The 24,744-nt window shown below is 61.5% G+C and carries 23 protein-coding genes; 11 read left to right on the top strand and 12 right to left on the bottom strand.

All coding sequences use genetic code 11. The annotated features are described in order from the left end of the window. Window positions 1–406: 406 nt before the first annotated feature. Entirely contained in the window at window positions 407–685 is a 279-nt protein-coding gene (locus RBH22_RS07380; protein WP_121569782.1) for a HalOD1 output domain-containing protein, read from the bottom strand. 322 nt (window positions 686–1,007) lie between these two features. Here RBH22_RS07380 and RBH22_RS07375 point away from each other — a divergent pair, with 322 nt between their 5' ends. From RBH22_RS07375 to RBH22_RS07345, 7 genes are all read left to right on the top strand, one after another. After that, on the top strand, window positions 1,008–1,160 hold the full coding sequence (locus RBH22_RS07375) for a hypothetical protein (RefSeq protein ID WP_306677034.1): 153 nt from the start codon (window positions 1,008–1,010) through the stop codon (window positions 1,158–1,160). Next, a complete protein-coding gene (locus tag RBH22_RS07370; protein ID WP_306677033.1) occupies window positions 1,150–1,533 on the top strand; it encodes a hypothetical protein in 384 nt (127 codons plus the stop codon). Before RBH22_RS07375 ends, RBH22_RS07370 begins: the two co-directional genes overlap by 11 nt. Before the next feature lie 775 nt (window positions 1,534–2,308). Next, window positions 2,309–3,103: an IclR family transcriptional regulator gene (locus tag RBH22_RS07365; RefSeq protein ID WP_121569576.1), complete on the top strand. Its 795-nt coding sequence runs from the start codon at window positions 2,309–2,311 to the stop codon at window positions 3,101–3,103. 305 nt (window positions 3,104–3,408) lie between these two features. Further along, the gene (locus RBH22_RS07360) at window positions 3,409–4,923 is read left to right on the top strand and encodes an aldehyde dehydrogenase family protein (RefSeq protein ID WP_306677032.1); all 1,515 of its coding nucleotides are present in this window, start codon (window positions 3,409–3,411) and stop codon (window positions 4,921–4,923) included. Between the two features lie 22 nt (window positions 4,924–4,945). After that, window positions 4,946–5,764 (top strand): mycofactocin-coupled SDR family oxidoreductase, encoded by an 819-nt coding sequence (locus RBH22_RS07355; protein ID WP_306677031.1) that lies wholly within the window; start codon window positions 4,946–4,948, stop codon window positions 5,762–5,764. 78 nt (window positions 5,765–5,842) lie between these two features. After that, window positions 5,843–6,862, top strand: a complete 1,020-nt coding sequence (locus RBH22_RS07350) for a metallophosphoesterase (RefSeq protein ID WP_158599333.1) — start codon at window positions 5,843–5,845, stop codon at window positions 6,860–6,862. A gap of 47 nt (window positions 6,863–6,909) precedes the next feature. Then, window positions 6,910–7,659 carry a hypothetical protein gene (locus tag RBH22_RS07345; protein ID WP_306677030.1) on the top strand — a complete coding sequence of 250 codons (750 nt, stop codon included), beginning with the start codon at window positions 6,910–6,912 and terminating at the stop codon, window positions 7,657–7,659. Between the two features lie 153 nt (window positions 7,660–7,812). Here RBH22_RS07345 and RBH22_RS07340 read toward each other — a convergent pair whose 3' ends face one another. Continuing rightward, a complete protein-coding gene (locus tag RBH22_RS07340; RefSeq protein WP_158599332.1) occupies window positions 7,813–9,402 on the bottom strand; it encodes an APC family permease in 1,590 nt (529 codons plus the stop codon). A gap of 505 nt (window positions 9,403–9,907) precedes the next feature. Between RBH22_RS07340 and RBH22_RS07335 the strand changes: the two genes are divergently transcribed. Next, window positions 9,908–10,729, top strand: coding sequence for a hypothetical protein (locus RBH22_RS07335; RefSeq protein WP_306677029.1), 822 nt, complete (start codon window positions 9,908–9,910; stop codon window positions 10,727–10,729). A 24-nt stretch (window positions 10,730–10,753) separates the two neighbouring features. Here RBH22_RS07335 and RBH22_RS07330 read toward each other — a convergent pair whose 3' ends face one another. From RBH22_RS07330 to RBH22_RS07295, 8 genes are all read right to left on the bottom strand, one after another. Continuing rightward, complete coding sequence (locus RBH22_RS07330; protein WP_306677028.1) at window positions 10,754–12,016, bottom strand: HEAT repeat domain-containing protein; 1,263 nt, start codon at window positions 12,014–12,016, stop codon at window positions 10,754–10,756. Between the two features lie 356 nt (window positions 12,017–12,372). Next, window positions 12,373–13,404 (bottom strand): sodium:calcium antiporter, encoded by a 1,032-nt coding sequence (locus tag RBH22_RS07325; RefSeq protein WP_306677027.1) that lies wholly within the window; start codon window positions 13,402–13,404, stop codon window positions 12,373–12,375. Between the two features lie 78 nt (window positions 13,405–13,482). Beyond that, window positions 13,483–14,379: a class I SAM-dependent methyltransferase gene (locus tag RBH22_RS07320; RefSeq protein WP_306677026.1), complete on the bottom strand. Its 897-nt coding sequence runs from the start codon at window positions 14,377–14,379 to the stop codon at window positions 13,483–13,485. Beyond that, on the bottom strand, window positions 14,376–14,780 hold the full coding sequence (locus RBH22_RS07315; RefSeq protein ID WP_121570162.1) for a 6-carboxytetrahydropterin synthase: 405 nt from the start codon (window positions 14,778–14,780) through the stop codon (window positions 14,376–14,378). Before RBH22_RS07315 ends, RBH22_RS07320 begins: the two co-directional genes overlap by 4 nt. A gap of 38 nt (window positions 14,781–14,818) precedes the next feature. Further along, on the bottom strand, window positions 14,819–15,826 hold the full coding sequence (locus tag RBH22_RS07310) for a zinc-binding alcohol dehydrogenase (RefSeq protein ID WP_306677025.1): 1,008 nt from the start codon (window positions 15,824–15,826) through the stop codon (window positions 14,819–14,821). A gap of 186 nt (window positions 15,827–16,012) precedes the next feature. Next, on the bottom strand, window positions 16,013–17,308 hold the full coding sequence (locus tag RBH22_RS07305; protein ID WP_121570160.1) for a cohesin domain-containing protein: 1,296 nt from the start codon (window positions 17,306–17,308) through the stop codon (window positions 16,013–16,015). A 6-nt stretch (window positions 17,309–17,314) separates the two neighbouring features. Beyond that, window positions 17,315–19,171 (bottom strand): DNRLRE domain-containing protein, encoded by a 1,857-nt coding sequence (locus RBH22_RS07300; RefSeq protein ID WP_121570159.1) that lies wholly within the window; start codon window positions 19,169–19,171, stop codon window positions 17,315–17,317. A 148-nt stretch (window positions 19,172–19,319) separates the two neighbouring features. Continuing rightward, entirely contained in the window at window positions 19,320–20,498 is a 1,179-nt protein-coding gene (locus tag RBH22_RS07295) for a hypothetical protein (protein ID WP_306677024.1), read from the bottom strand. Between the two features lie 239 nt (window positions 20,499–20,737). On the opposite strand from RBH22_RS07295, the gene RBH22_RS07290 reads away from it, so the two are divergent. Together RBH22_RS07290 and RBH22_RS07285 are read left to right on the top strand one after the other, a co-directional pair. Next, window positions 20,738–21,076 (top strand): hypothetical protein, encoded by a 339-nt coding sequence (locus tag RBH22_RS07290; protein WP_233560640.1) that lies wholly within the window; start codon window positions 20,738–20,740, stop codon window positions 21,074–21,076. A gap of 118 nt (window positions 21,077–21,194) precedes the next feature. Then, window positions 21,195–21,707, top strand: a complete 513-nt coding sequence (locus RBH22_RS07285; protein ID WP_121570157.1) for a winged helix-turn-helix transcriptional regulator — start codon at window positions 21,195–21,197, stop codon at window positions 21,705–21,707. Between the two features lie 45 nt (window positions 21,708–21,752). Here RBH22_RS07285 and RBH22_RS07280 read toward each other — a convergent pair whose 3' ends face one another. Both RBH22_RS07280 and RBH22_RS07275 read right to left on the bottom strand, forming a co-directional pair. Further along, on the bottom strand, window positions 21,753–22,640 hold the full coding sequence (locus RBH22_RS07280) for a sulfite exporter TauE/SafE family protein (protein WP_306677023.1): 888 nt from the start codon (window positions 22,638–22,640) through the stop codon (window positions 21,753–21,755). Beyond that, window positions 22,607–23,287 carry an SCO family protein gene (locus RBH22_RS07275; protein WP_121570156.1) on the bottom strand — a complete coding sequence of 227 codons (681 nt, stop codon included), beginning with the start codon at window positions 23,285–23,287 and terminating at the stop codon, window positions 22,607–22,609. The genes RBH22_RS07280 and RBH22_RS07275 overlap by 34 nt, the downstream gene beginning before the upstream one ends. Window positions 23,288–23,436: 149 nt before the next feature. On the opposite strand from RBH22_RS07275, the gene RBH22_RS07270 reads away from it, so the two are divergent. After that, window positions 23,437–24,123, top strand: coding sequence for a hypothetical protein (locus RBH22_RS07270; RefSeq protein ID WP_306677022.1), 687 nt, complete (start codon window positions 23,437–23,439; stop codon window positions 24,121–24,123). Window positions 24,124–24,744 lie beyond the last annotated feature (621 nt).

The raw sequence follows: 24,744 nt of genomic DNA, 5'->3' as shown, positions 1-24,744 counted from the left end.
TATGGGAGATAATCACTCGGGACCGGACAGTATATCAGGCCAATATGCACGTCGATGTCGTCGTGGGGTGTAGTAAGCGACAAACCCGTGCTAACAGGATCATAACGAAGGGGTTGGCGAGTCCACCTCCAAGTGCCCGGACACCCGACGGTTGCCCCCACCCCCCTTCACTGGCCCCCACACAGACGTCGGGTCTCGGGCGATTTTTACACGATCTAGCGGACAGTACACTCATAGGGATTATCGCAACTGTTCGGAGATTCTCCCCGTACTGTCCGGCGAGACATCTATAGTAGCGTTTGCAACTGATTACACAGCCAATCGCACGACTGCGTGCGATTAGATGCGTGAAGACTTGCAAACGCTACTATATGCGGACGTACGATAATCTCTATCAATTAGCCGGTTACACCGAGTCGCCGGTCAGTCGATCGACGGTTACGGTGCCGTCGCTGCTGACAGTCACTGGATGTCCGGCGTAGGTGAACGAGATGCGGACCGGCTGATCAGCTCCCGGTCCCGAAAAGAGTCGGTCGAGGGCGTCGGCGTCGACCGCGTCCCCTAGTGCGGGGAGATCTGTCGGTTCGCAGCGGATCGCATCACTGAGAGATTCCACGACAGCGATAGACGGCGAGACGTGGCTCCACTCGTGCTGGTAGACGGCCCGCTCCTGATCGTCGGTCATCGGGACCACCTCTCTGAGGGGCGGTAGTGAGTCGTGCAGTGGCGGGAAGAGTTGGCGAGGTAGATCATCATCACGGCAGTTCGTCGTTCTCGTTGTTTGCAGTTGCGGTTTTGAGCCGAAGAGATAGTCACAAAACCAAAATATGAGAAAGCCGCAGCGTGACATCCGCGGTGTCGTATCGGAAAGCCACAGTAGCCGTCTCTGCCAACTGTGGCAACTCTGTGAAAACAAACGATCCGGTCGTAAATGGTACCTACGCGGTGTTAATCAACCATATGAGTCGGCTTGGAGAGAGTTTGTTGCGCGTAGATTGCGCCTACTAATGACGTTCAATCGAAAAGAACGTAGCGAGGATATGTACCCGACAACGTGTTTCTCGGAGCGAATCGGCGGCATCCAACGACTCGAATCGAAAGGCACGGTGCCCGGAGACAACTTCGGACCCGTCCACGGTGGGACCAAGGATGAACCCTGACGACGACGAGGGCGGGTTCGGGACCGCCGAAGCCCTCAGACTGCTGGCGGGCGACGAACGGCGCCACATCCTCAAGGAACTCCTAGAACGTGGTCCCGGCGAGAGAGTGGACCTCCTGGAAGCGGAGACGCTTCGTGAGATCGCCGAGCAGACGAGGAGAGAGACGGCAGACACCGGCGCGAACGCCAACGTCGATATCGAGCGACTGGAAGTCGAGTTACGACACAATCACCTTCCTCGATTAGCGGATCAAAACATCATCGAGTGGGACGAGAAGTCCGGGTCGATCACACGGGGATCTAACTTCGAGAGAGTCAGACCGTTCATCGAGCGACTCGACGAATACAGCGACGAGCTCCCCGACGACTGGTGATCTCGAATCGATCAAACTATTGTAGCGGTTGCAGGTCTTCACGCACTCAATCGAACGACGGCGTGCGATCGGTGCGCGATCAGTTGCAAACGCTACGATAGTCGTCTCACACTCGGCGAGTGGCAACTATCTGTACGAGTTATTCGATACGCCTTATGTGAGAAAAGAAATTACTATAAAAATATATATTTGATGCAATAGTAAACTTATTTTGTAATGAAAAATTCTAAGGGGAGATATTGTAAATAGCTAGATCAAATAATTTTTTGCGCACTTTGAGGTCACAATCGACTTCTCTCACAACATTTTAGCAGTACATACAGATATATTATACCGATAGTAACAGCAATTTTATTAATTTTATAGTTGTTGTATTTTTGTATTTGACGCCAATAAGTATATTTATTTGATACGTTTTGCGAGACGGGAGAAACCGCCCGAGCGATCTGGCCAAAGCAGAATAACGACCGTACGACTGTTATACAGACCGCATATTCATTAAAAAAGAATCGAATAAGCGAACTCCGGTCGCGAAGTTGCCGTAGGACTGCGGTTTGCACGCCGTCACCTCGGAGAAGACGAGTGAGCAAAAATACAAGATATTTACAAAAATCGGTGATATTAGCACAGATGCTCATATAATATTCCATTATAGGCCAATAGCGGCGGATAGCGCGACAGACGGCGATTTCGATCGGATCTGGAACGCGACTGGCGAACACAGAACGTTCGATTGTGCCAAACTATTAAGAGGTCGTCGTGAGAAATGTAACCAATGTCACAGCGCGACCACCCAACAGTGCAGACGACGCAGACGTCGTTAGATATCCTCTCGACGATCCAGGAGTTGGACGGGGCGCGAACGACCGACATCGTCGCTGAACACGACGTTGCCAAGAGTACGGCACACAAACACCTGACCACATTAGAGCGCGCCGGCTATCTCCGCAAGGACGGCGAGATCTATCACATCGGATTCAAGTTCCTGAACCTCGGCGAGTACGCCCGCGAGCGGTGGTCGTGGTTCGCGCCGGTCAAAGCAGCCGTCGAGGAGTTGGCAGATCGGACCGAAGAGGAGTGTGACTTCGTCGTCGACGATCACGGGCGCGTCATCACAATCTCGGAGTCCTACCACAAGTGGGCGAAATACGGGGCCGGGGACGGATCGAAACGCTACCGGGCGAACATCGGCACGTACTATCCGATGCACGCGACGGGATCAGGACTCGCGATCCTCGCCTCCTACCCGCGGGAGCGAGTTGAGACGATCATCGACGAGTGGGGTTTGTCGGCACCCACAGAGCACACGATCACCTCCCGACGCGAACTATTCGCCGAACTCGACCGAATCCAAGAGCGCGGCTACTCGATCGGGGATCGGTACTACGCCGAGGGGCTCAGGAGCGTCGGGAAGGCAGTCACCGGTGCAGACGGCACCGTTTTGGGCGCACTCAGCGTGTCGGGCCCGACGTATCGGATCGACGGCTCGGTACTCGATACGGAGATTCCCCGTGCACTCGCGACCGTCGTGGACTCTCTCGAATCGGAACTGGCGGAAACGGTCCCCTAACATACCGCGCACGGAAACTCATCGGGAAGAGTCGGACCGGAACGGCTCGGCCGAAAGCTTTTGGTATGTGATCACACACGTTTCGATCGTATGTATGTAGCTGTACGTGCACAATCCGGAAATCGATGCAGCGTTGAGAGCACCGAGCGGCCGAAAGCCGATTTGACTCACACTGTCACGTGTCGGCGGGAGGGACCGAAATCGACGGAGACCCCGCAAGGATCGAGGGTACCTATGTTGCGGACGGACTGTCAGCGGCCCGCGCTCCGACGCCGAGTATCTCTCCCCCGTGCGCTCTCGTGAGTATGTCTGAAAGTGAAGAACAGCGCGCCATCCGACAGCGACACCGGGAGGCGCACACCGAAGCGCTCCTCACGGTCGAAATCGGGCCGTGGATCGACGGGGAGACGAGAGAACGCGACGAGCGCGTGGCGACACGCGATCCAGTGATCGACGAGGCGATCGTCGACGTGCCGGCCTGTGATGCGGAGACCGTCGACCACGCGGTCGACGCGGCGTGGCAGGCCTACGAACGCGAGTGGAGTGAGAGCACACCTTCGGAGCGCTCTCGGCGACTCTCCGAGTGGGCCGACGTGCTGGACGACCGACTCGACGAGCTGACGCGGCTCGAATCGCTCGATACGGGAAAACCGCTGGCCGACGCGAGGAGCGAAGTCGAGGGCGCCATAGACACGATACGATACTACGCCTCCGTCGTCAGGGCTCAGACCGGCGAGCAGATCCCTGTCGATCGACAGTTACACCTGTACACTCGCAGCGAACCGTACGGGGTCGTCGGGCAGGTGACGCCGTGGAACTTCCCGGCGTGGGCCGCGGCCTGGAAATTCGCCCCGGCGCTCGCTGCGGGCAACTGTGCCGTTCTCAAACCATCGGTGCACGCCCCGCTGAGCACCCTTCGAATGGTGCAACTCTCGAAGGGAATTCTCCCCGACGGGGTGGTGAACGTCGTCACCGGGCGGGGGTCGACGACCGGTTCTCACCTCGTCGAGCACGGCGACGTTCGAAAGGTCTCTTTCACGGGGAGCGAAGGGATCGGAGCCGAGGTGATGCGTGCTGCCGCCGGACGGATCGCACCGGTGACTCTCGAACTCGGCGGGAAGTCGCCGCTCGTCGTCTTCCCCGACGCCGACCTCGAAACGGCCGTCGACGCCGCCGCCGACGGCGTCTACTACAGTAGCGGCGAGATCTGTGACGCGCTCTCGCGGGTGCTCGTCCACGAGGAGATCCACGACGAGTTCGTCGGCCGGTTCGTCGAGCGATCGCAGGATTACGTTCTGGGCGATCCCTTAGAGGAGTCCACGACGATGGGGCCGCTGACGACCGCCGAGCAGTTCGAGACGGTCGTGGAGTACATCGAGACGGGAAAAACCGAAGGCGCATCCCTCGCGGTCGGTGGCGGACAGCCCGACGATCCGGCGCTTGGGGACGGACACTACGTCGAACCGACGGCGTTCACGGACGTCGACAACGGGATGCAAATCGCACGCGAGGAGATTTTCGGCCCCGTACAGACCGTCCAGTCGTTCGAGACCTACGAGGAGGCCATCGACCTCGCCAACGACACCGAGTATGGACTCGCCGCCGGAATCGCAACGGAGTCGACCGACCGCGTCCACGCGGCGGCCGCAGACGTCGATGCGGGCGTCGTCTACGTCAACGGCTACGGTCCGATCCGACCCGAGGGACCATACGGCGGGTTCAAGCGGTCCGGAATCGGCAGAGACCTGGGAGAAGAGGCGATCGAACATTACCGGCAGACCAAGACGGTGTACGTCAATCTCGACGATCCGTCGCGGTGACCGCCGAAACAAGATACCAACAATGCTAGACTACGATTTCAGCGGACAGGTCGCGTTCGTCACGGGTGCGGCCCGTGGACAGGGACGCTCACACGCAGTCGCGTACGCAGAACACGGCGCAGACATCGTTGTCACGGACATCTGTGAAACCCTCGAAACATCAGACTACGAACTCGCGTCCAGAGGCGATCTCGACAAGACGGCCGAACTGGTCGAAGAGACCGGACAGGACGCGCTCAGAATCGAGATGGACGTCCGCGACGAGGCGCAGGTACAGGCCGCCGTCGAACAGACGCTCGAGGAGTTCGGCCGGATCGACATCCTCGCGAACAACGCGGGGATCTGGAATCTCGAATATCTCCACGAGATGAGCGAACAGACGTGGGACGAGATGATCGATACGGATCTGAAAGGCGTCTGGCTCTGCTCGAAGCACGTCGCCCAGCATATGATCGAGCGTGGCGAGGGCGGGAAGATCGTAAGCACCGCCTCGACGGCTGGACACGGCGCGAGCTATCGCGGCGGTCACTACACGGCCGCGAAACACGGTGTGGTCGGCCTGACGCGGTCGTTCGCTATCGAACTCGGCGAGTACGGCATCAACGTCAACTGCGTCTCACCGACCGGGATCGACTCCCCGATGACGAACGGCCTGATCGAGAAGTACGGCGAGGAAGCGATCGGAGAATTGAACGAGTACACCGGCAGTTGGAACGTGATGGACGACGGGCCGGTCACGCCCCAAGACGTGACCGAAGCCTATCTGTGGCTCTCTAGCGACGCCGCACGCTACGTCACGGGGACGGCGCTGGCGGTCGACGCTGGTCTGATGGCAAAGTAACGAGGCCTGTCGCAACGAAGCGGTCTAATCCCCAGCAATTTTTTCTGTGAGAAGGGAGATAATTCGATGGGATCGACAATGAGTGTCATTAACACGCTCAAAGAGAAGCTCAATCAAGAGACATCCACGGACGAGGACGCAGGAATGGAAAAGCCGCAGGGTGTGACCAGGCTGTTCTTCGCGACAGACGTCCACGGATCGACCGCGTGCTGGAAGAAATTCATCAACAGCGCGGATTTTTACGACGCGGACGTGCTGGTCCTCGGTGGCGACACGACCGGGAAGGCGATTTTCCCGATCGTCGACGAGGGCGACCGCTACACCTACACGCGACAGGGTGACGAGCACACGATCACCGAGGAGAGCGAACTCGAAGATCTATTGGAGTCGCTTGAGAACACGGGCTATTATCCGTATGTGATGGATCAAGCGGAGTATGAACAGCTCCAGAGCGCCGACGATGACGAGCGACAAAACGAGATCTTCCTCTCGGAGATGAAAGCGCGAATCGAAGAGTGGATCGACTTCGCGGAGGCACGATTGGACGACACACCTGTGTACGCCTGTCCGGGCAACGACGACCCCATCGAGATCGATCAGGTGTGGGAATCCGCGAGCTGTATCGAACTCGTCGAGGGCGACGTCGTCGAGATCGGGGACCGATACGAGATGGCCAGTTCCGGGTGGACCCATCCGACGCCTTGGGACACCGACCGAGAGGAATCCGAAGACGAACTCCGCGAGCGCTTAGAGGCCGTCGTGGGGCAGGTCGACGACTACGAGCACGCGATTTTCAACTTCCACGAGCCCCCGTACGATTCACAGTTAGACGAGGCACCAGAGTTAGACGAGGACCTCCGGCCGAAGTTCGGTGCACAGTCGACCGAGCCGGTCGGGAGCGAAGCCGTCCGCGAAGTCATCGAGGAGTACCAGCCGCCGCTGTCGCTACACGGGCACATCCACGAGTCACGCGGACAGACCGAAATCGGCGAGACGACGGCGATCAACCCGGGGAGCGTCTACTCCGAAGGCTCGCTCCAGGGGGCCGTCGTCGATTTGGGTTCGGACGTCGACGTCGTCGGGCTCGTTCGGGGATAAGTTTACGTTGCTTGATGAGTGTTATCACACCGAGAGGTGAAAGCCCCGTGAACGAGCCCGAACCGCGGCCCGATCCGATCGAGGAGGGAAAGCGCGTCGTCGAAACGGCCGACGAGCGGGATCTGACGGTCAGGTTGATCGGCGGAACGGCGATCAATCGCCACGCCGAAGCCGCACGTGAGGAACCGTTCAAGCGGGGATACAGGGACGTCGACTTCGTCGGAACGCGCGAGGAGGAACCGGAGATCGTCGAGATGATGCTCGATCTCGGCTACGAGGCGAACGAGCGCTTCAACACGATGCGGCGGTTCCGGCTCGAGTTCTTCGATCCTGTCAACGAGCGCAAGGCGGATTACATCATCGACAGATTCGACTTCTGTCACGCCTGGAGCCTCCGCGACCGGATCGATCAGGACTACCCGACGGTTCCGATCGAAGACCTCCTGCTTTCGAAGCTCCAGATCGTCGAAGTGAGCGACCGCGACATCCGTGACATCCTCGCGATGCTCACAGATCACCCGGTCGATTCGACCGGGGACAACGAAGCTATCGACCCGACCTACGTCGCTGAACTCTGCAGCAGCGACTGGGGACTGTGGCGTACGGTGACGCTGAGCCTCGATCGGGTCAGCGAATACGTCGAGACAAACGACCTGCCGATCGACGAACGCGAAGTGCTCTCGCGGGTCGAAGCACTGCGAGACGCGATCGACGACCGGCCGAAGACGCTTCGATGGAAGCTCCGTTCGGTCGTCGGCGAACACAAGCAGTGGTACAAGCGCCCAGAGCTCGGGTGACCGGCACGATTCGAGAAACGCCGGTCACCGTGAGGCGTCGTCAAAAAGAGAAGACACGAGTTTTCAGTGGCGTCATAGGGATTGTCGTAAGTCCTCCTAGATGTCTCGCCGGACGGTACGGCGAGAATCTCCGAACAGTGACGATACTCCCTATCAGTCTTTGGGGATCTCCGCGTGGAGGGTGTCGAGGTCGACGCCCTCCTGTGCGCGGTAGTACTTCATCCCGACGTAGAGGATCGCAGAAAGCAGATAAAGCACGCCGAGGAAGCCCATCGATCGTAGATTGTTGAGGCCGTAGACGCTCTCGGTCGCCCAGAGGTAGAACACCGACAACAGGATGGCCGCATACACGCCGGCGACGATCGAGATGACTGGAACGCCGGCGACCTCGTACTTCGAGACGGGGTTTTTCGAGAACAGCTCGGGTCGACGCCACGGGAACAGCATACACGCGATCGTCGTCCCGAAGAAGGTGACGGCGATCGCGAAGGTGGCCGCGAGCGTCAGCGTCTGGAAGCCGGGCGCGAAGAAGTAAATCACCGTGAGGATCGCGGCGGGGATCGCCATCAGCAGGATGGCGTTGAGCGGCGTGTTGTAGCGCCCTCGGACTTCGGAGAACACCTCGGGGATCGTCCGGTCGAACGCCGTCGCGAAGATGACCCGCGTCGACGAGAGGAAGACCGTTCCGGACCACGCGAAGAACCAGCCGCCCATCAGAATCGCCATCAGTTTCGCGAGGACGCCGTTGCCCATCGCGATCGCCGCGATCGTCGTCGGGGCGGACAGCCACTGCTGTGCGCCGGCGCCGACGAAGTAGTTGTAATTCAGCGCCTGATAGAACGTGTAGCCGACGGCCGCGTCGAACAGCGGCCAGAGGACGATCGCGAGGCCAGCGGCGGCGAGGAGCGCGCCCTCGAAAACGCCGAACATCTTCTTGACCTCACCGGCTTCGCGAACCTCACCGAACAGCGTGGAGCCCCATACCGTCCACATAATCCAGAACAGTAACATCGGGAAGAGCTTGTACGATGCCCCCCAGTTGAGATTCCACAGCGGGGCAAAGCTCACAGAGGTCCCCTGGATGATGCCGTTGTAACTGGTGCCTGCCATTCCCCACGCGTCCATCTGGGTGTTGAATGCAGTCTGGAACTGCGAGGGCGACGTGGTGAGTAACCCGCCGATGAAGATGAGCAACCCGAGGACGCCGACGTAGAACAGCGCCTGTTGGATGCGCGCGTACCACTTCATTCCGAGGCTGACGTAGACGAACACGAACGCGACGACGATCATCGAGGAGACGAACAGACCGAGACTGGAGTTCCAGAAGTTCGCCAGTTCGACGAATCCGAACAGCGCCGAAACCGGACCCAACACGAGCCACGAGAGGATCGATCCGTAGATCGGGACCCACAGCCACAGAATGAATACCCAGCCGGGCCACGAGAGGAAGAACCCCCAAAAGCCGCTCAACAGGCGACTCTGCCAGACGTAGTCGCCACCGACACGGGGCATCGACGCGACGAGCGTCGCGTACACGAGGTTCTGAAGCGTGAGCGCGACGACGGCGATGAGCGTCGCCAGTATCGGGCTTCCCTGGGGAATGAACGCGTTGAACGTCCAGATGTAGAAGCCCAACGTGACGATGTTCACCGACAGGAACGCGTAGATTCCTGCGTCGTACGATGACCAGTCTCTGACCAATCCTGTCGCTTCTCGGACGAATAAGGTATCGTCACCTGACATCTCTCGTACCTCCGTGCTACAACTACTCACGGCAATACTTAACATTAAGGGTGGCATTTATATAATTGTAGCTGCTTGCGGGCGCTCGAGCGGAACCGCACACCTTGCAATAACACGCCCAAGCCGAAGCGAAGTGGTCGAACGCGGCAGTGGTGTGGCATCTGAGCGGAGTCAGGGGCTGTAGTACGCTAAATTATCTTTTCTCAATATAGTTTTATAATATGATATTATTAGACGTTCGTACTTGGATTTCCAGTCGCAGCCGGAAGACAGACAGCTCTGTCACCGTAATACCTGTTCTGGAGACTGTTCGTGGAACTTCGGTTGTTGCCAAATCTCGCGTATCCTGATAGTAGAAATCATATTTTAAAAACCAAGTCTATGTACACATAGTTGTGCTGAGTGATATATGAGACGCGAGATGTCTCTCGCCTCGGCGGACGAAACTGTTGAACGACGACAAGTGATTCCCACCGCTTATATCAACTCAGCGGAATGACACCGTATGGTATATCGCTGGCGGTGTCCACACTGCGACTTCTCGTCGTGGGCAGCGAGTCGGGAGCAAGCGGCCGAGTCAGTCAAATCACATCTCCTCAGCCACTACCACGGAAACATCGGGCAGGAGGATTTCAGTTACAGATGGTCGTGTCCGTACTGTGAGGCGGAAAATCACCATCACGAACGCGATGAAGCAGTAACCGAATTCAAAGACCACCTCTTCGACCACGTCGAACCACACCTCAAGCCCGACGTCCACCTCGCGGACGGGATCGACAGAACTGGGAGCATCTTGGTCAAGGCACCACTGGAAAGCACCGGAGCGAACGGCGCTCGGATCCACTTGCTCACGCCGGCGAACATCTACATATTCGTCACGCGGGATCCGAAGCAGCGGATCGAACTCATACGGGACCAGTTTGCAGAGTGGCCGGCGTCGACGATCGTCATCACGACCAAATCACAACCGTTCTCGGGAGTCGACGGCATCGACCTCGAAACGATTCCCCTCGAGATCGTTCACTTGAACAAAGGTCTCGGCCTCTCCAGCCTGGGCGAAACCGTCTCACGCGTCCTCAGTGAACACGAATCGACGGGGAAGATCTCACTCGAGTTCGACATCCTCTCGGAGATCATCAAGAAGTTCGAGGTTCAGGACGTGCTCCAGTTCCTCCGTGGGTTCACCGCTCGATGTGATCGATCAGACGCACTATCACACTATTACGTCAACCCGAAGGCACAGTCGGAGTCGGTGATGAACGTCTTCGAACAGCTATTCGATCTGCAAGTCGAAGCGAAAGGCCTGGTGTTCGAGTCAGAAGGCTGAACTGTGCGTGCGGGACGGGCCGTCTCAGTTCCCTTCGTTTTTCTTTTCCTGTTCTTTCTGTCGGGTGTAGTCTGCGGGGTCCCGAACGTAGGTGTACTCGACGGAGTCGCGGACGGAGTCGTCTACTCTGTCGACATCGATCCGTTCAAGGAGTTCTTGGGCGCGTTCTTTTGCCTCCGTCGATCCGTCTTGTTGCCGAATGAACGCCAGCAGGCGGTTCTCGAGGGGTTTACTCTCGAGTTCTGCGAGGCTGTCTGCAGCCTCATCGGCGAACGCTTCCGCATCGAGCAGGCCCAAGAGGGCCTCGTGGACCGCATCGATGTCCGCCGCCGTGGGATCGACGACGCGTCCGAGTAGCCAGACGACAGTTCGTTTGATCGACGTCCGCGAAGTGTCGGAGAGGATATCGAGCAACCGCGGGATCAGTTCCGCGTCGTCGATCGTGCGCATTTGATCTGTCACGGCCTGGCGGACCTCGTCGTCGGCATCGGTGTCGGCAGCGATGAGTTCGATCAGCGACAACGTCGCCGCTTGCCGGACGTCCGAGGACTCGTCCGTGAGCCGTTCGACGAGGACGGTCAGCGGCTTGGCGTTCCGGAGTTGGCTCAGTTCGGAGACGGCGATGTAGCGGACGCGTTTGTTGTTCGACTGGGCGGCCGGAATCAGTCGCTCGAGCGCCGCTTGAGTGCCGATCATCGTGAGTGCCTCGGCCGCCGCCCGTTGTACGATCCGCTCGCTGTCGTCGAGTCGGTCCGCGAGCGCGTCGATCGCCCGTGGATCGCCGATGAGTCCGCAGGCACTGACCGCCCGTTTCCGGACACGGGGATCTAGATCGTCGAATGCCTCGACCAGGTACGGGACCACGTGCTCGTCACCGATGCGCCCCAGTGCCGACGCGGCGACCAGCTGGAACTCCACTTGCTCCGAGTCGAGCCACTCGACGAGCTTTTTGCTCGTCAGCCAGTCCGGCGCCTGTCCCGCGTCGAAGTCGGCGATCTCGGTGATCAACTGATCGATCGCCTCCCGACCGTGCCGATCCAGGGAGTCGACCGCGCGGGCGCGGACGTCCGACGATTCGTCCTCGAGGACAGCGGTGATGAGCGCCCGAATGATCAGCGTCTCATCACCGCTCCGAGCGATGTCCGCGAAGTCGCCGAGTCGCTCCGCCGCTGTCTCTCTGGTTTGTGGGCTGTTGGATCGCTTCAGGTACCTGATGAGGGTTTTCGTCTTTCCGTCGCGGACGAGTTCGTAGAGACTTAGAACATCGTCTTCCGGCTCATTGGCCATAAACTGTCTTATGAAAACCAATACGGCGGGGTGTAATATTCGTTACCCAAGAGAGGTATATCGCACCTAGAACAGCGTTTGCAGCTGCGTGCGCAGTCGATCGCACACCGGCGGGCGATCATATGAAGGAATCAGTGCAATTGGTAACCGCCGGGGTCGGGGCTGTGGAGACGACTCAGCCAGTACCGTCACAACAATCACTGCTTTTCGGTAGCTCGCGGGCTGATGTCCGACGGCGTGGACCCGAACTGGAAGAAGTCATAACGAAAACCATTCGCCCGAAAGAACGAATGCGGATGGGGCATCTCCGGAGTCCAGCGTCAAGGCCTATAGCACGAGGTGTTTGGGAAACAGCCTCAGCGGAGAGCGCCAGTCACCCCAAGCACCTCTGCGACGATCCAGGCGACGAAGAACAGATAACTGACGATCAGCGCGTACGCTTCGTATTTCGTCAGCGAGAGGTCAGTTCGAAGGGCCGCAAAGAGCAGCACGGTCGCGAGGGTGAGCACGCCCATCATCGGGACGGCCGTCGCGAAATCGATGACGACGCTGCCCGCGATGAGCACTCCGAGCGGGATCGCGACGAGCAGATCGAACGTGTTCGAACCTAATACGTTCGCGAGGCTCGTGACGCTCTTCCCCCTGCGGGCGGCGCGAACACTCACGAGGAGGTCCGGCAGGCTGGTCGCCGCAGCGACGATCGTCACCCCGGCGAGCAGTTCCGGAATCCCGAACGTGGTCGATAACGACTCGACGCTACCGACTAACTGTTCGACGGCGACGAGGATGACGGCGAGACCGGCGACCAGCGTGAGCCACTGTCGTTCGATCTGAATGTCATCCGTGAGACGTTCGACATCGTGGTCGTTGACGTCTTGCCACTGGATGAACAGGTACAGGCCGTACAGGAGCAGCGGGAGCATCGCGAGCGGTCTCGTGATCCGTCCGAGGAGCGGCGGGCCATCGGGAACGGGAGCGTAGATAACAGCGAATGCGAACGTGACCACGAGCACCGACACGGCGATCATATAGAACTGCGCTTCCTTGTAGACGAGCGTCCGGTTCGTTTCGAGCGGTTCGTCCGACACGAGCGCCGAAAAAGCAGGGATCGCAAGGATGTTGAAGATCGCAGAGCCGACGATTGCGCCGACACCGATATCGAAAACGCCCGAAAGGGCAGCGAAGACGACGCTCGAAAGTTCGGGGAAGCTCGATCCGACAGCGACGACGATCGATCCCTGAACGACCGCCGGAAGCCCGTAGTACATCGAGAGCTGCTCAGCCGACCCCTCGAGCCAGCCGCTACCCATCCAGATGAGCCCAGTCGCGACGAAGACGACGAAGACATCCACGACCGGCGTGTGAGGGAGGAGACCGAACAGTGCCATAGCGTCCGAACGAATTCTCGAGAGAGCGACGTGAACGTATCGGTCCGCGGTGGGCGCCCCTCCGCAGGGAGTCCCGCTCTATGGGGCGCGATAGAGCAAGTCGTACTGGTGGGCGACGTAGATCAACTCTCCAGCCGCAAGCTGGTCGCGCCGCGCGTCGAGCCAGACGTCGAGGGCGGGCACGGTCTGGTCCGAATCAGAGATCGTCTCCTCGACGAACCGGAGGATCCGCGAGAGGAAGTACCGCTCGTCGGCCGGGTACACGGCGTCGACGGGGCGAACGATCCAGTCGGAGCTTTCGATCGCGAGCAGATCACCGTCCCGTCGGCGGAGCAGATCCGCGAGGTGGCGACCGGCCCGGACATCACGTCCGGATCGCTCGTCGATCGCAGCGTGGTACGCGCGTTCGACCGCGTCGTCGGCGAGGTGGTCCGGCTGGAAGATCGTGCCGCCGTCGAACGTGATTGGGAAGTAGGCGAGTCCCCCCGGGGTGAGCGCCGACTCGACGGCTGAGACGAGACGCGGTAGTGGAACCAGGTCGGCGAACGCCTGGGCGATGACGAGGTCCAGATCCGACGCGCTGTCGAGTGCGTCGAGCGCGTCGCCGGTCTCGAAGGAGACGGCGAGATCCGAGACGGTGAAGTCGGCCGCAGCGGTCATCTCGTCGCGCTCGGACACCGACGACACCGGTGACGGGCCAGTGACAGTTTCATAGCCCGCCCGCTGGAGCGCGGCCGGGCGGACCCGACGGGCGAAGGCGACGATGCACTCGTCGCTGTCGACGCCGCGATACCGGCCGGAGTCGAGCCCCCACGAGAGCAGGCGTGGGACGGTGACGCCCGTTCCACACCCGGCTTCGAGGATCCGCGGCTCCGCAGGAAGCGCGTCCAGTAACCGGTCGCGGACATACCGAGATAGCGCCCGCTCGTCGACGGACCGCTTCGATTCGAGATACCGGGGAAGCGCGTGCGTCATTCCTCGAGGACGCGGCTGTGACTCGCCCACGAGACGTCGTCTTCCCAGATCCGCACAGTCAGACTCGTTGGCGTGGGATCGTCGAGCGCCGCCGCGACGCGGTCGCCAAACAGGCGCGCGAAGTGCTCGATGCTCGGGTTCAGGCCCTCGAACTCGGGGAGGTCGTTGAGAAGCGCGTCCCCATACCGGTCTTCGAGGTCGTCGAGGATGGCCTCGACGGCGTCGATGTCGACCAGGTACCCGTAGGCGCCGAGTTCCGGGCCTGCGAACCGGAGTTCGACCGTGAAGTGGTGACTGTTGATCTCGCCTTCGGGGCCGGGGTCCGGGACGGTGAGATAGTGCTGTGCGATGAACTCCCGCGTGACAGTCAGTTCGTACGTGTCGTCGGTGGGTGGGGCCATTCGTGGAAGTGAGAGCTGCGGTTGTTACTGAAAGCTGTTCACGGATACGTGAGCAGTACCTGGAGGACGCCGTCGGCGCGCTCGTCGAGGAGGCGATACGCGTCCGGCGCGTCGGAGAACGGGATCCGGTGTGTGATGAGCGATCCGACGTCGAGGTCGCGAAGCCGGGACAGCGCCGTCTCCGCCCGTCGAGCGCGCGTCCAGCGACCGCGGGTTTCCGGTGCGAGCGTGCTCACCTGGCTCGATTCGACCGAGATCCGATCGCGGTGGAACGACGCTCCGAGGTCGACCGTCGCCGGCTTGTCACCGTACCAGGAACCGACGATAACGCGGCTGTCGTAGCCGGCAGCCCCGACCGCGTCGTCGAGCGTCTCCGGGTGTCCGGAGAGTTCATAGACCAGGTCAGCACCGTCGCAGTCGGGCCCACGATCGAGGACGTCGTCGAGTTCGTCGGGCGCGACTGCGACGTCAGCCCCCAGGTGTCGGGCCCGCTCTCGCCGGCCCGGGATCGGTTCGACGGCAACGAGTCGCCCGAGTGGGAACGACGCCAGCACGCCGATCGTACAGAGGCCGACGACGCCCGCACCGAAGACGACGACGTCCTCACCGACCCGCGGTCGTCCGTCGAGAACCAGCGACGTTGCCGTCTCGACGGAGGGAAACAGCACCATTTCCTCGACGGACACGTCCTCGGGGACTTCGATGAGTTGCTCGGGCGCGATCGAGAAGTGCGTCTCGTGGGGGTCGAACGCGAAAACCGTTCGCCCGAGCCAGTCGTCGTCGACCGCCTCGCCGATCGATACGACGTCTCCGACGGAGGCGTACCCGTACCGCAGCGGGAACGAGAGGTCGCCGTCGATCGTTTCGAGCGTTTCGTCGGCAGGGAGTTCTTCGGGGGCTTCGCCCCGATAGATGAGCAGTTCCGTTCCGGCACTGACGCCCGAAACGCGCGTTTCGACTAGCACTTCGTCGGCGGCCATCTCGACGGACGTCTCCTCAATCGCCGTCTCGAACGGGCCGGTGAAGTAGAGAGAGCGTCGGTTCATCGTTGAGCGAGCAGAGAGGACACGCCGCATCGCCGGCTCACAACCCTGTCAGAGGTCCGGGAAGCCGCCCGACAGCCGGGCCGTCGGGAGAGATCGAGTGGGGTGATACCAGCAGATGCGAGCTATACGATTATCATACTATCGGCCGGGGAGAATCGCGTCACACACCGGACGAGCCGTAGCGAATCACCCGCGGCGGGCACTCGTCAGGGCCAGGAGAGCGGAAGCTACGAGGAGAACAGCCAGCAGTCCAGGAACGGCACCGAAGCCGTCGCCGAAAGCGTCCGACCCGCCGGTCGTGGCTCCAGTTCGGTCGTCTCCGTCAGCACCGAGGACGTCGCTCCCGCCATCGGCTGCCTCGATTGCCGGCGTGGTCTCGGTGGTGAGGCGTGGGGCTGTCGTCGGGGTCCTAGAGCGAGGGTCAGAGGTACCGGAGGGAGTCATCTGGGATTGCTCGACGACGACCAGTCCGGCGACCGTCTCTTTGGTACCCAGTGCGTCGCCGACGCTGAGTTCGTAGCTCCCGGACTGCTCCAACGAGACGGTCATCGTGACGTGCTCCGTCTCTCCCGGATCGAGCGTGACAGTCGGCCCGTCGGCGGTCCGTGATCCGTTGACCAAGAGTTCGAGCGACGTACTGCCCGTCGCGCGGCCGCGGTTCTCGATCGTGGAGGTCACATCGACGCTCGCGTTCGGCGCCACTGAGCCATTCGACACACTGGCGTTGATGAACGTGATATCCGCTCGCGACGAATCGGAGGAACTGCCACCGCCGCCACCGCCACTGCTACTGCCACCGCTGCTATCGTCGTTATCGTCGTCACCGTCCGAGGAGTCAGGAGTCGGCGTGGAGGTCGCTGTCGTGGTCGAATTCGGCGTAGGGGCCGCTGTCGTGGTCGAATTCGGTGTAGAGGTGGCCGTCTCCGTCGACGTTGGTGTTGCAGTCTGAGTCGGCGTCCCTGTCGAATCCTCGACGATCTGCACAGCTGACGGCGACCGGTACGTGGCCGGTGAGAAGGTGCCTCCGTCCCCGTCCGCGAATTTCGTATCGGCCGCGACGAAGGCGACCTCGCCCTCGGTGTCGGCGTTCTCGGTGAATTCGAACGTGATGGTCGCGAGGATCGGATCGTCGGTCGCCGCCGACCGGTACTGATTGAACGCGACCCAGCCTTGCTCGTCGTTCACGGTCGAGACGGGATCTTCGAAGTCGGACGTGCCCGCAACGTCTTGGACCTGGAGCACCGCAGGGTCGTAGGTGAGGTTCGTCTGGTAACCTCGAACGTCGGAGGCGGAGGCCCACACAGTGAGCGTGACCGTCTCGCCGGGCTCACCCGTGATCGAGTCGGCGGGCGCATCGCCCGCTTCCTGACTGAGCGTCACCGACGAGTCGGCACCCGATGCGGCGGGGGTGACGCCCGCCGCGACGACCAGGAGCCCAGCGACGCACACGACGACAACCGACACAGAGAGCGAGTCACGCATCCGCGATCAGCTCCCTCCGGCGCTGTCGGCAACGGTAACGATGTCCCCAATGTCCACGTCACCGTCGTCGTCGACGTCGGCCGCGTCTCGGTCGATAGTGACGTCGTCGCCGTTGACGTAGCGCTGCATCTGTTCGACGTCGTCGCCGTCGACGTCCCCGTCGCCGTCGGCATCACCTGCGAGCGATTCGTCGGAGCCGTCGGCGGGCGACCCGTCGGCGTCGTCTACGTACCGGACAGTCAGTGTCGGCGGCGTCTCGCCCTCCGCCGTCTCGAAGTCCCAGCCGTCGTCGCCGAGCGGGAGGAACGCCCAGCCGTAGTTGGCGGCCCCGTCGGCCCAGCGCTTGACGCTGTCGGTGACGTCGATCCGTGTCGAGCCGGACGCGACGCTACCAGTTTTCGCATCGGGCGTCGTCGCGGCCTCGCTTCCGTCCGCCTGTATGCCGCCATCCATCGAAGTCCACGTGTCGTCTGCACGCCACTCCGAGAGCATCCGATGGACCGCTGCGCCGTCACCCTCGTCGATCGTCTCGACGGTCAGCGTTGCTGATTGGACAGTCGCCTGAGACGAAATCTGTCCGTCAGCGTCGCCGACGATGTCGTCGAATCGAAGGAGTGCCTGCGCTCGATTCTCCGAGTTCTGCGGGTCGTTGGTGTCGACAGTGACCGTTGACGCAGTCCGATCGCTGCTCTCAGGGTCGGCTTCACGGAGGTTCGTATCGACCGTGCCGTCGTAGCCGTCGACGCCCTGCTGGAACGACGTGCGCGTGCCCTCGCTGGCAGCCGGATCGAACCGAGCGTCAAAATCGAGGTCGAACGCGAACTCGCTGTCGCCGCCGTTCTCGTACCCGCCAAGGCTCGGCGAATAGGTGCGGAACTGAATTCGGTCGGGTGCCTCATCGCCGCCTCCGGGATGAAACTGCACGAGCCGGAGCCACCCGTTGCCGCCGTCGCTTCGATCCTGGTAGTCCGCGACGACTTCGTAGACAGGTTCGCCGGCCGCGTTCTCGGAGACCTGGTGGTACTCCCCGTCTTCTTCGTGCCAGTGGCCGTTCAGTACGAGGAATATCTGGGGATTCGGCTCGATCAGGTCCTGCCACACCACCTCGCCCGGGTTCCCTTCGTCGCTGTCGTCCTGGGAGTTGCTCGCGCGGCTACCGTCGTCGCGGAGGTACGAGTGCGTCGTGAGGATCGTCGGCCGGTCGGGGTAGTCCTCGAGGACAGACTGTGCCCACCCCAGCGGCGTGGCGTCGTCGTCGACAGTGCCCGAGGGCTCCCACTCCAGGGCGAGATGGAGGAAGTCGTAGTCACCGGCGGAAAACAGTTGATAGGAGTTGAGGCCCTCCGCTCGCGGCCCCGATCCACCGTACCACGAATAGTCGTCGAACCGTTCCGGGCCGAAGTACGCGGCGTAGTTCTCGACCGAGGAGGATTTGTCGTTCGTATCGGCCCAGTCGTGGTTGCCAGGCAGCGTCGAGTACGGGACGACGCCATCGAGTGTCGACATCGTCCCGTCGATGCGGTCCCACTCGTCCTCCTTGGAGCCGTTTTCCACCAGATCGCCCTCGTGTGTGACAAAGCGGATGGACTCGCTGTCGACGTTGTCGGCGATCCAGTCCGTCTGGTCGATCGCATACGAGATCAGCCGCTCTTTCTCGGCGTACTTCTGGGTGTCGGGGATCGCAACGACGGTCCAGTAGTCGTCTGTCTGTCCCGCGGCTGGCGTCGGCTGGAGGGCCGCGAGTACGCCACCCCCGAGAGCGCCGAGAAGCGTCCGTCGCGAGATGCTGAACCGATCGGACGCGTTCGAGACGACGCCCGGGCGAACGTCCGGACCGTCTACGGGGGGATCAAAATGGGACATACTGTCGCCACCAAACGAGAGAGAAACCCGTCGCTTCGCAAATAAGTATAGACCAGTTGTGTGCCCAGTAGTAACGCGTTATCGAGGAACGGAGACGTTACCGGTGGTGTGGCTCGTGTCCCGCGTGAGGGCAGACGGAACTGCGCGTTCAGTCGGTTGCCTCGACCGTCCGGGCGGATTCGAGCGATCGGACAGTCTCGACGATAGCCCGGTCCAGCCCGTGTTCGGTCCAGTCCCGTTCTCGTGGGATCTGTGCCCGGTACGTCACCACGTCGTCGAACAGTTCACGGAAGATGTCGCGCTCGCTGCGGACGACCTCGTCGAGCGTTTCTACCATCGTGCCGCCCTCGACGAGCGAATCGTACGCGTGGAAGTACTCTCGGAGCCGGCCGTCCCACTCGTAGTTGCAGATGGCCGACGTCGCGGCCATCGCCGCCTCGGTCGAAATCCGCGCGGCGGAGACCGTCTCGGCGTTCGGCGCCGCCTCCAGAAACAGCACGTTGTCCACACTCGCTCGCTCGACGTCGTTCGCAGCGGAGTACAGCGTCGTGACGTCGACGAAGTCCCGGTCGTTATCGGCGAGATACGCGTTGTTCAGATACCCGATAGCAGTATGCGGGAGCGAATGACCACGGCTGACACGCTTGTCGATGAACGCGTGGACGTCGTGGCGGAGCCGGTCCTGGAACGTGTCGTACTCGGGCTCGATCTCGGTGAACGAGTCGAGATTGTAGGGCTGGAGATTCACGCCCAGAGGGTACCCGCGGGCTGAACCATCCGCGCCGACCCAGAGGCGGTCGTCCGAGAGGAAGTCCGCCCCGTTGCGGAGCAACGCCAAGAGCGTGTTCGTCTTGCCAGCGCCGCGCCAGGCCGGGAACAGCGTGGTCTGACCGTCCAGTGTGACGCCGGAGGCGTGAATCAGCGCCTGTCCCTGTTCGATGCGTCGCCGGCGAATCTCGAACTCCATCGGATAGATCGAGTAGAACGGCTCGAACCCGGGCGTCACGCGGATGTGCTCCCAGCCCGGTTCGACCGCCATATAGTCACCGCGGTTGTAGACGAGGAACTCCTCGCCGGTCCACCCGTAGTGATCCGTCGGATCGCCGAGAACGGTTTCGGAGTCGACCTCCCCGGGTGCCTCTTCGATGACGAGGTCGGGGTCACGGGACGGCGAATCGGTCAGGAACTGGTCGTACATCTGGCGGTACTGGGTCGATGTACGTCCACCGTCGCCGACGACGGCTACCAGCAGGTCGCCGAAAAAGTCGTAATATCGACGTGTTCTGTGTGATCCGGTCGCGCGTGAGTTACTGTTTGAGTTGGTCATATGAACGTGCCTGTGGCGTCGGACGGTTCCACAGGGCCTCCCAGAAGGGGACGTACCTCACGGAATGGCATTGTTAAATGGAACGTAGTTCGTTCCAGGGAGGATACCAGAAGACGGCGCTTTCGGCCGCCGATGGAGCCGATTACGGCGCTATCGAGCCGGGCGTATAAGCAAACCGTACCGTAGCCTTCGCCGATCCAACCAGAACGGTTTAGACCGAGCTTTCTGTACACTGTGACGTGGTCCTGGGTGTTTCCGAGTCGGTGATTCGAACACTCGCACTCGTGCCGGCAGAGTGGGTCGACCGGCAGTACGCTGTCTTCCTCTTCGCAGGCATTCTCCTGGCCGGGATCGGCACAGTCGTGGTGTTCGCCCTGGGCGTCGCCGCCTACGCGCGCCGCCGAGAGTTTCACTACCTGCTCATCACGCTGGCGCTCGGTGCGCTCGTCGTCCGGACGGGAATCGGTCTCGCGACGGTGTACGGACTTGTGCCGATGACGATGCATCACCTGCTCGGCCACGCGCTCGACTTTCTCGTCTCCGCGCTCGTGCTGTACGCCGTCTACAGCACGCGGTGAGCGGAGCGACCGACGAATCCCAGAGAGTGAGATTCGGCGACTGCGTTTTGTACGTCGATTCGATAGCTACGACGTCCAGTAATCGGTATCCGACGACGGCCATCTCGACTCACTACCTATGCAACACCAACGCCAGCGGATCGAACGCTACGTTACGGATCATCCCGGGACCCACTTCAGCGAACTCAGCCGCGAACTCGACCTGGCAGCAGGGCAAGTCCAGTATCACGTCCGGAAACTGCTGAAACGCAACACACTCGTGCAGAAGCAACTGTACGGCCGGACGCACTACTACCCACCGACGTACGACGAGTGGGAACAGAGCGCGCTCGCGCTCCTCCGGCGCGAGACGGCGCGGGAGATCCTCGTCACACTGTTAGAACGCGGGCCGTCCCATCCCGACGAGGTAGCTGCGGCCGTCGGCGTCGCGAGAGCGACGCTCGAACACCACGTCGACCACCTCACTGAGCAGGAAATCGTCGAGAAGGAGTACGGCCGAAACAACCGCGTGACGCTCTCGGTCGTCGATCCCGAAGCGACAGCGGACTTGCTCGTCGCGATCGAGCCGTCGCTCCCCGATCGGCTGGTCGATCGGTTCGTCGTCCTCCTCGACGACATCTTCGGTGAGTAAGCGGGGGCGAAGGGGGCTCCGATTCTCGCGAGCGATCGCGACCCACTACAATGGCTGATAGTGCGGGAGGCTGAACAGATGCGGGACCGCGATGCCGAACAGACGTAATCCCGCGAGGAGCGTGTGTGCGCCCAACAGCAGGAAAACGGCCCCCAAGAGCCGGTGGACGAGGCGTCGGCGGCGCGAGCCGATAGACTGGAACAACGTCCCGTAGAGGAACAGCGCGGGGAAGGTTCCGATCCCGAGTGCAGCGAGCGAAATCGCGCCGAAGGCGGGGTCGGCCTGGCTGAACGCATAGAGGAACGCGGGATAGAGCAGCGGGCACGGGAGAAATCCGTGGACGAATCCCAACGCGAAGATGCGTTCGGAGCCGACCCACCGGTCGATGCGGGGAGACAAGAACGCGTGAATCCGTCGAAACAGTCGGTCGACGAGCGGGAGGTGATCGACGATCGCCGTGCCACTCCCAGTAAGATAGCCGACCCCCGCGGCGACGATTGTGAGTCCGACAGCGACGCCCGCGACCGCCCGGATCTCGTCGCCGAAGGGTACCGTCGTCGCGGCCGACGCGAACAGTAGACTCCCGAGCAGTCCAAACGCCGCACCCAGGATCGTGTAGATCGTGACGCGCCCTGCGTTGAAAAGCAGGTGCTGTCGGACCGCATACAGCGAGAGGAAGTCGTCGTCGCGGGCGCTAGTGGGTCCGCCAGAACCGCCAGCGCCGCCTCCGTCCATCCGATCGGCGTACATCGACACGAGCGGTCCGCACATCCCGAGACAGTGGCCGGTTCCGAACAGGCCGACGAGCACGAACAGGCCGAGTTCGACCGTGCGCGTCGTCGGCGGTTGGGCCCCCGGGGCGACGCACGTCCCCCCGGTCTGCAGGAGCGCGTCGACGATCACGCTTGCAGAACGGTCTCCAGATCCGACCACACGCGGTCGCCCGCCGGGTCGTTGCCGGTGTAGGCCCGTTCGACGTAGCCGTCGGCGTTCGCCAAGAGCAGGAGGCCGAGGTGGTTGTACATATACATACTGCTCTCGGTCTCGCTCGTCTTCTCGAAGGTGACGCCGTAGGTCTCCTGGACCACCTCCTTTGCGTGGTCGTGATCGTCGGGGCGGAGGAAGTGCCAGTTGCCGGCGTCGAGATCGACGTTCATCATCTCGGCGTACTCTTCGAGCCGCGCCTCGTCGTCGCGCTTCGGATCGAAGGTGACAGGGAGGAACGTGACGTCGTCGCCGTAGCCGGCTTCGATGGCGTTCGTCTGGACTTTTCGCATCGAGGAGATGAGGAACGGGCAGACCGTGTTGCAGTGGCTGTAGAAGAACGTCATTACGACGGCGGTGTCGAGGTCGCCAACCGAGACGCTTTGATCGGTAGTGGCCGCCGGGAGGGTGACGTCCGGGAGTTCCTGGCCGTAGGCCGGATACGGGAGGTTCGCACTGCGGATAGTCTGGTCGTCAGGCTTTCCGAGGACGGTGTTCCCACCGCCGCCGAAGACGCTTGAAACCCCGCCGAGACAACCAGCGCTCGCAGCGAGGCCGGCCCCGCCTGCCGTCGCAAGAAATGTGCGTCGTCGCATTGGATGCTACCACGTACTGTCCGATGAAAGGCCGTCTGGTACGTTCCTCGAATACCGGAGAGAGTCGCTGTGACACGATATCACTGGGCCTGTCGAAGCGGGCCAGACCTGACAGAAGGCACTTACGTTGGTCTGGAAATGGCAAAGGTATGAAACGTCGGAGCGTTCTGACCACGGCAGGGATCTCCTGGCTCTTTCTCTCAGGGTGCATCGCGAGGAGTCCCGGCAGTTCTCGGCAGTCCGATTCATCCGAAGCGCCCACTGGAACCGCTCGCTTGGCTACGTCGTCCGCGGACACGACGGACGAGGAGCCGCCACCGATTATGGAGGGACAGGGTCCGGCCCGTGGCGAGAGCGACGTCGAACTCGAGGTCGAGGAAGTCGAAGACGACGAGGAGGTGACGTACGTCGAGGACGAACACGCCGTCCGGTACGTCGCCGCGTGGCGACATACGAATCACGACGAAGTCGACGAAGGCGAGCCGCCCGAGCGTGAACCCGTCTACGAGACGACGCCGTTCGAACAGTGGGCGAAGACGCAGTGTACCAGTGCCGCCGCACGAACGGCCGCCGAACACGTCAACGAGCAACTCGACACCGACGAGGTCGGCGGCGGCATCACGAGCGCCGTGGAGGGTAAAGACCTCGTCGCGGTCGTCTCGGTCCAGACGATCCTCGATCGAGACGGCGACCCAGTCAGTGAGACCGCAGTTACGTTCGATGCACTCGTCGCAGCAACGCCCGCGAACGTCCGCGTGACGTACCGCTTGGACGCCGAAGAATACCAGATGACCGTACCCGTGTACGCACAGTACCGCGTACTCCAGCAGGAATGACGGGCGGATTGTGAAGCAAAGAGACGTCGACGAAATCGCACCTCAGGGACCGAATCCGAGGAGGCCGAGGACGATGAGCGCGATCCCACCTAGTATCGCGAAGAAGGCGGTCAGAGCTCACAGCAGACTAGAAAGTGACCTCCTCCACGGCCTGAAGGCCGTGGCATCCGGCCACCGGATGACCGGCCTGCCGAAACAGACCGTTCTGGTTCCAACCCGCACTCAGAGGGAACCGGCAGCATACCGGCGGAACTCTCGTTTTCGCCCTCGTTATAGGGCTGTGGCCCGGTCACGCAGGTCGTTCGAAAATCGGAGATTTTCGTGATCACGAGAGACGGAGTCTCTCGGACGACCCCATCGGAATCGATGTCATTGCCGTGTGACGAACAGACCGCGTTCGTCACCGCCCCTTGTCTGTTGGGGGCCAGCATCTCACCGATTCCGTAGCAGTTTCTGGTAGGTTGGGCCACGGCAAAAACTTTCGGTCGGTCACCCAGTCCGACCACAGTCCGGTGGTTTTTCCCACAGAGTGTCCGCTTGACCCCCGCCTGTTCGCTCCTCGGTTCCGACAGCACGTCGGAACACTCGTCACTCACGGGAAGACGGGGGTGTGCGCTCGTA

Source organism: Halobellus sp. H-GB7 (assembly GCF_030848585.1).
In the GTDB taxonomy this organism is placed as follows: domain Archaea; phylum Halobacteriota; class Halobacteria; order Halobacteriales; family Haloferacaceae; genus Haloquadratum; species Haloquadratum inordinatus.
The sequence above is the reverse complement of the archived record's forward strand: the minus strand, read 5'-3'. Positions and strand labels throughout refer to the sequence as shown.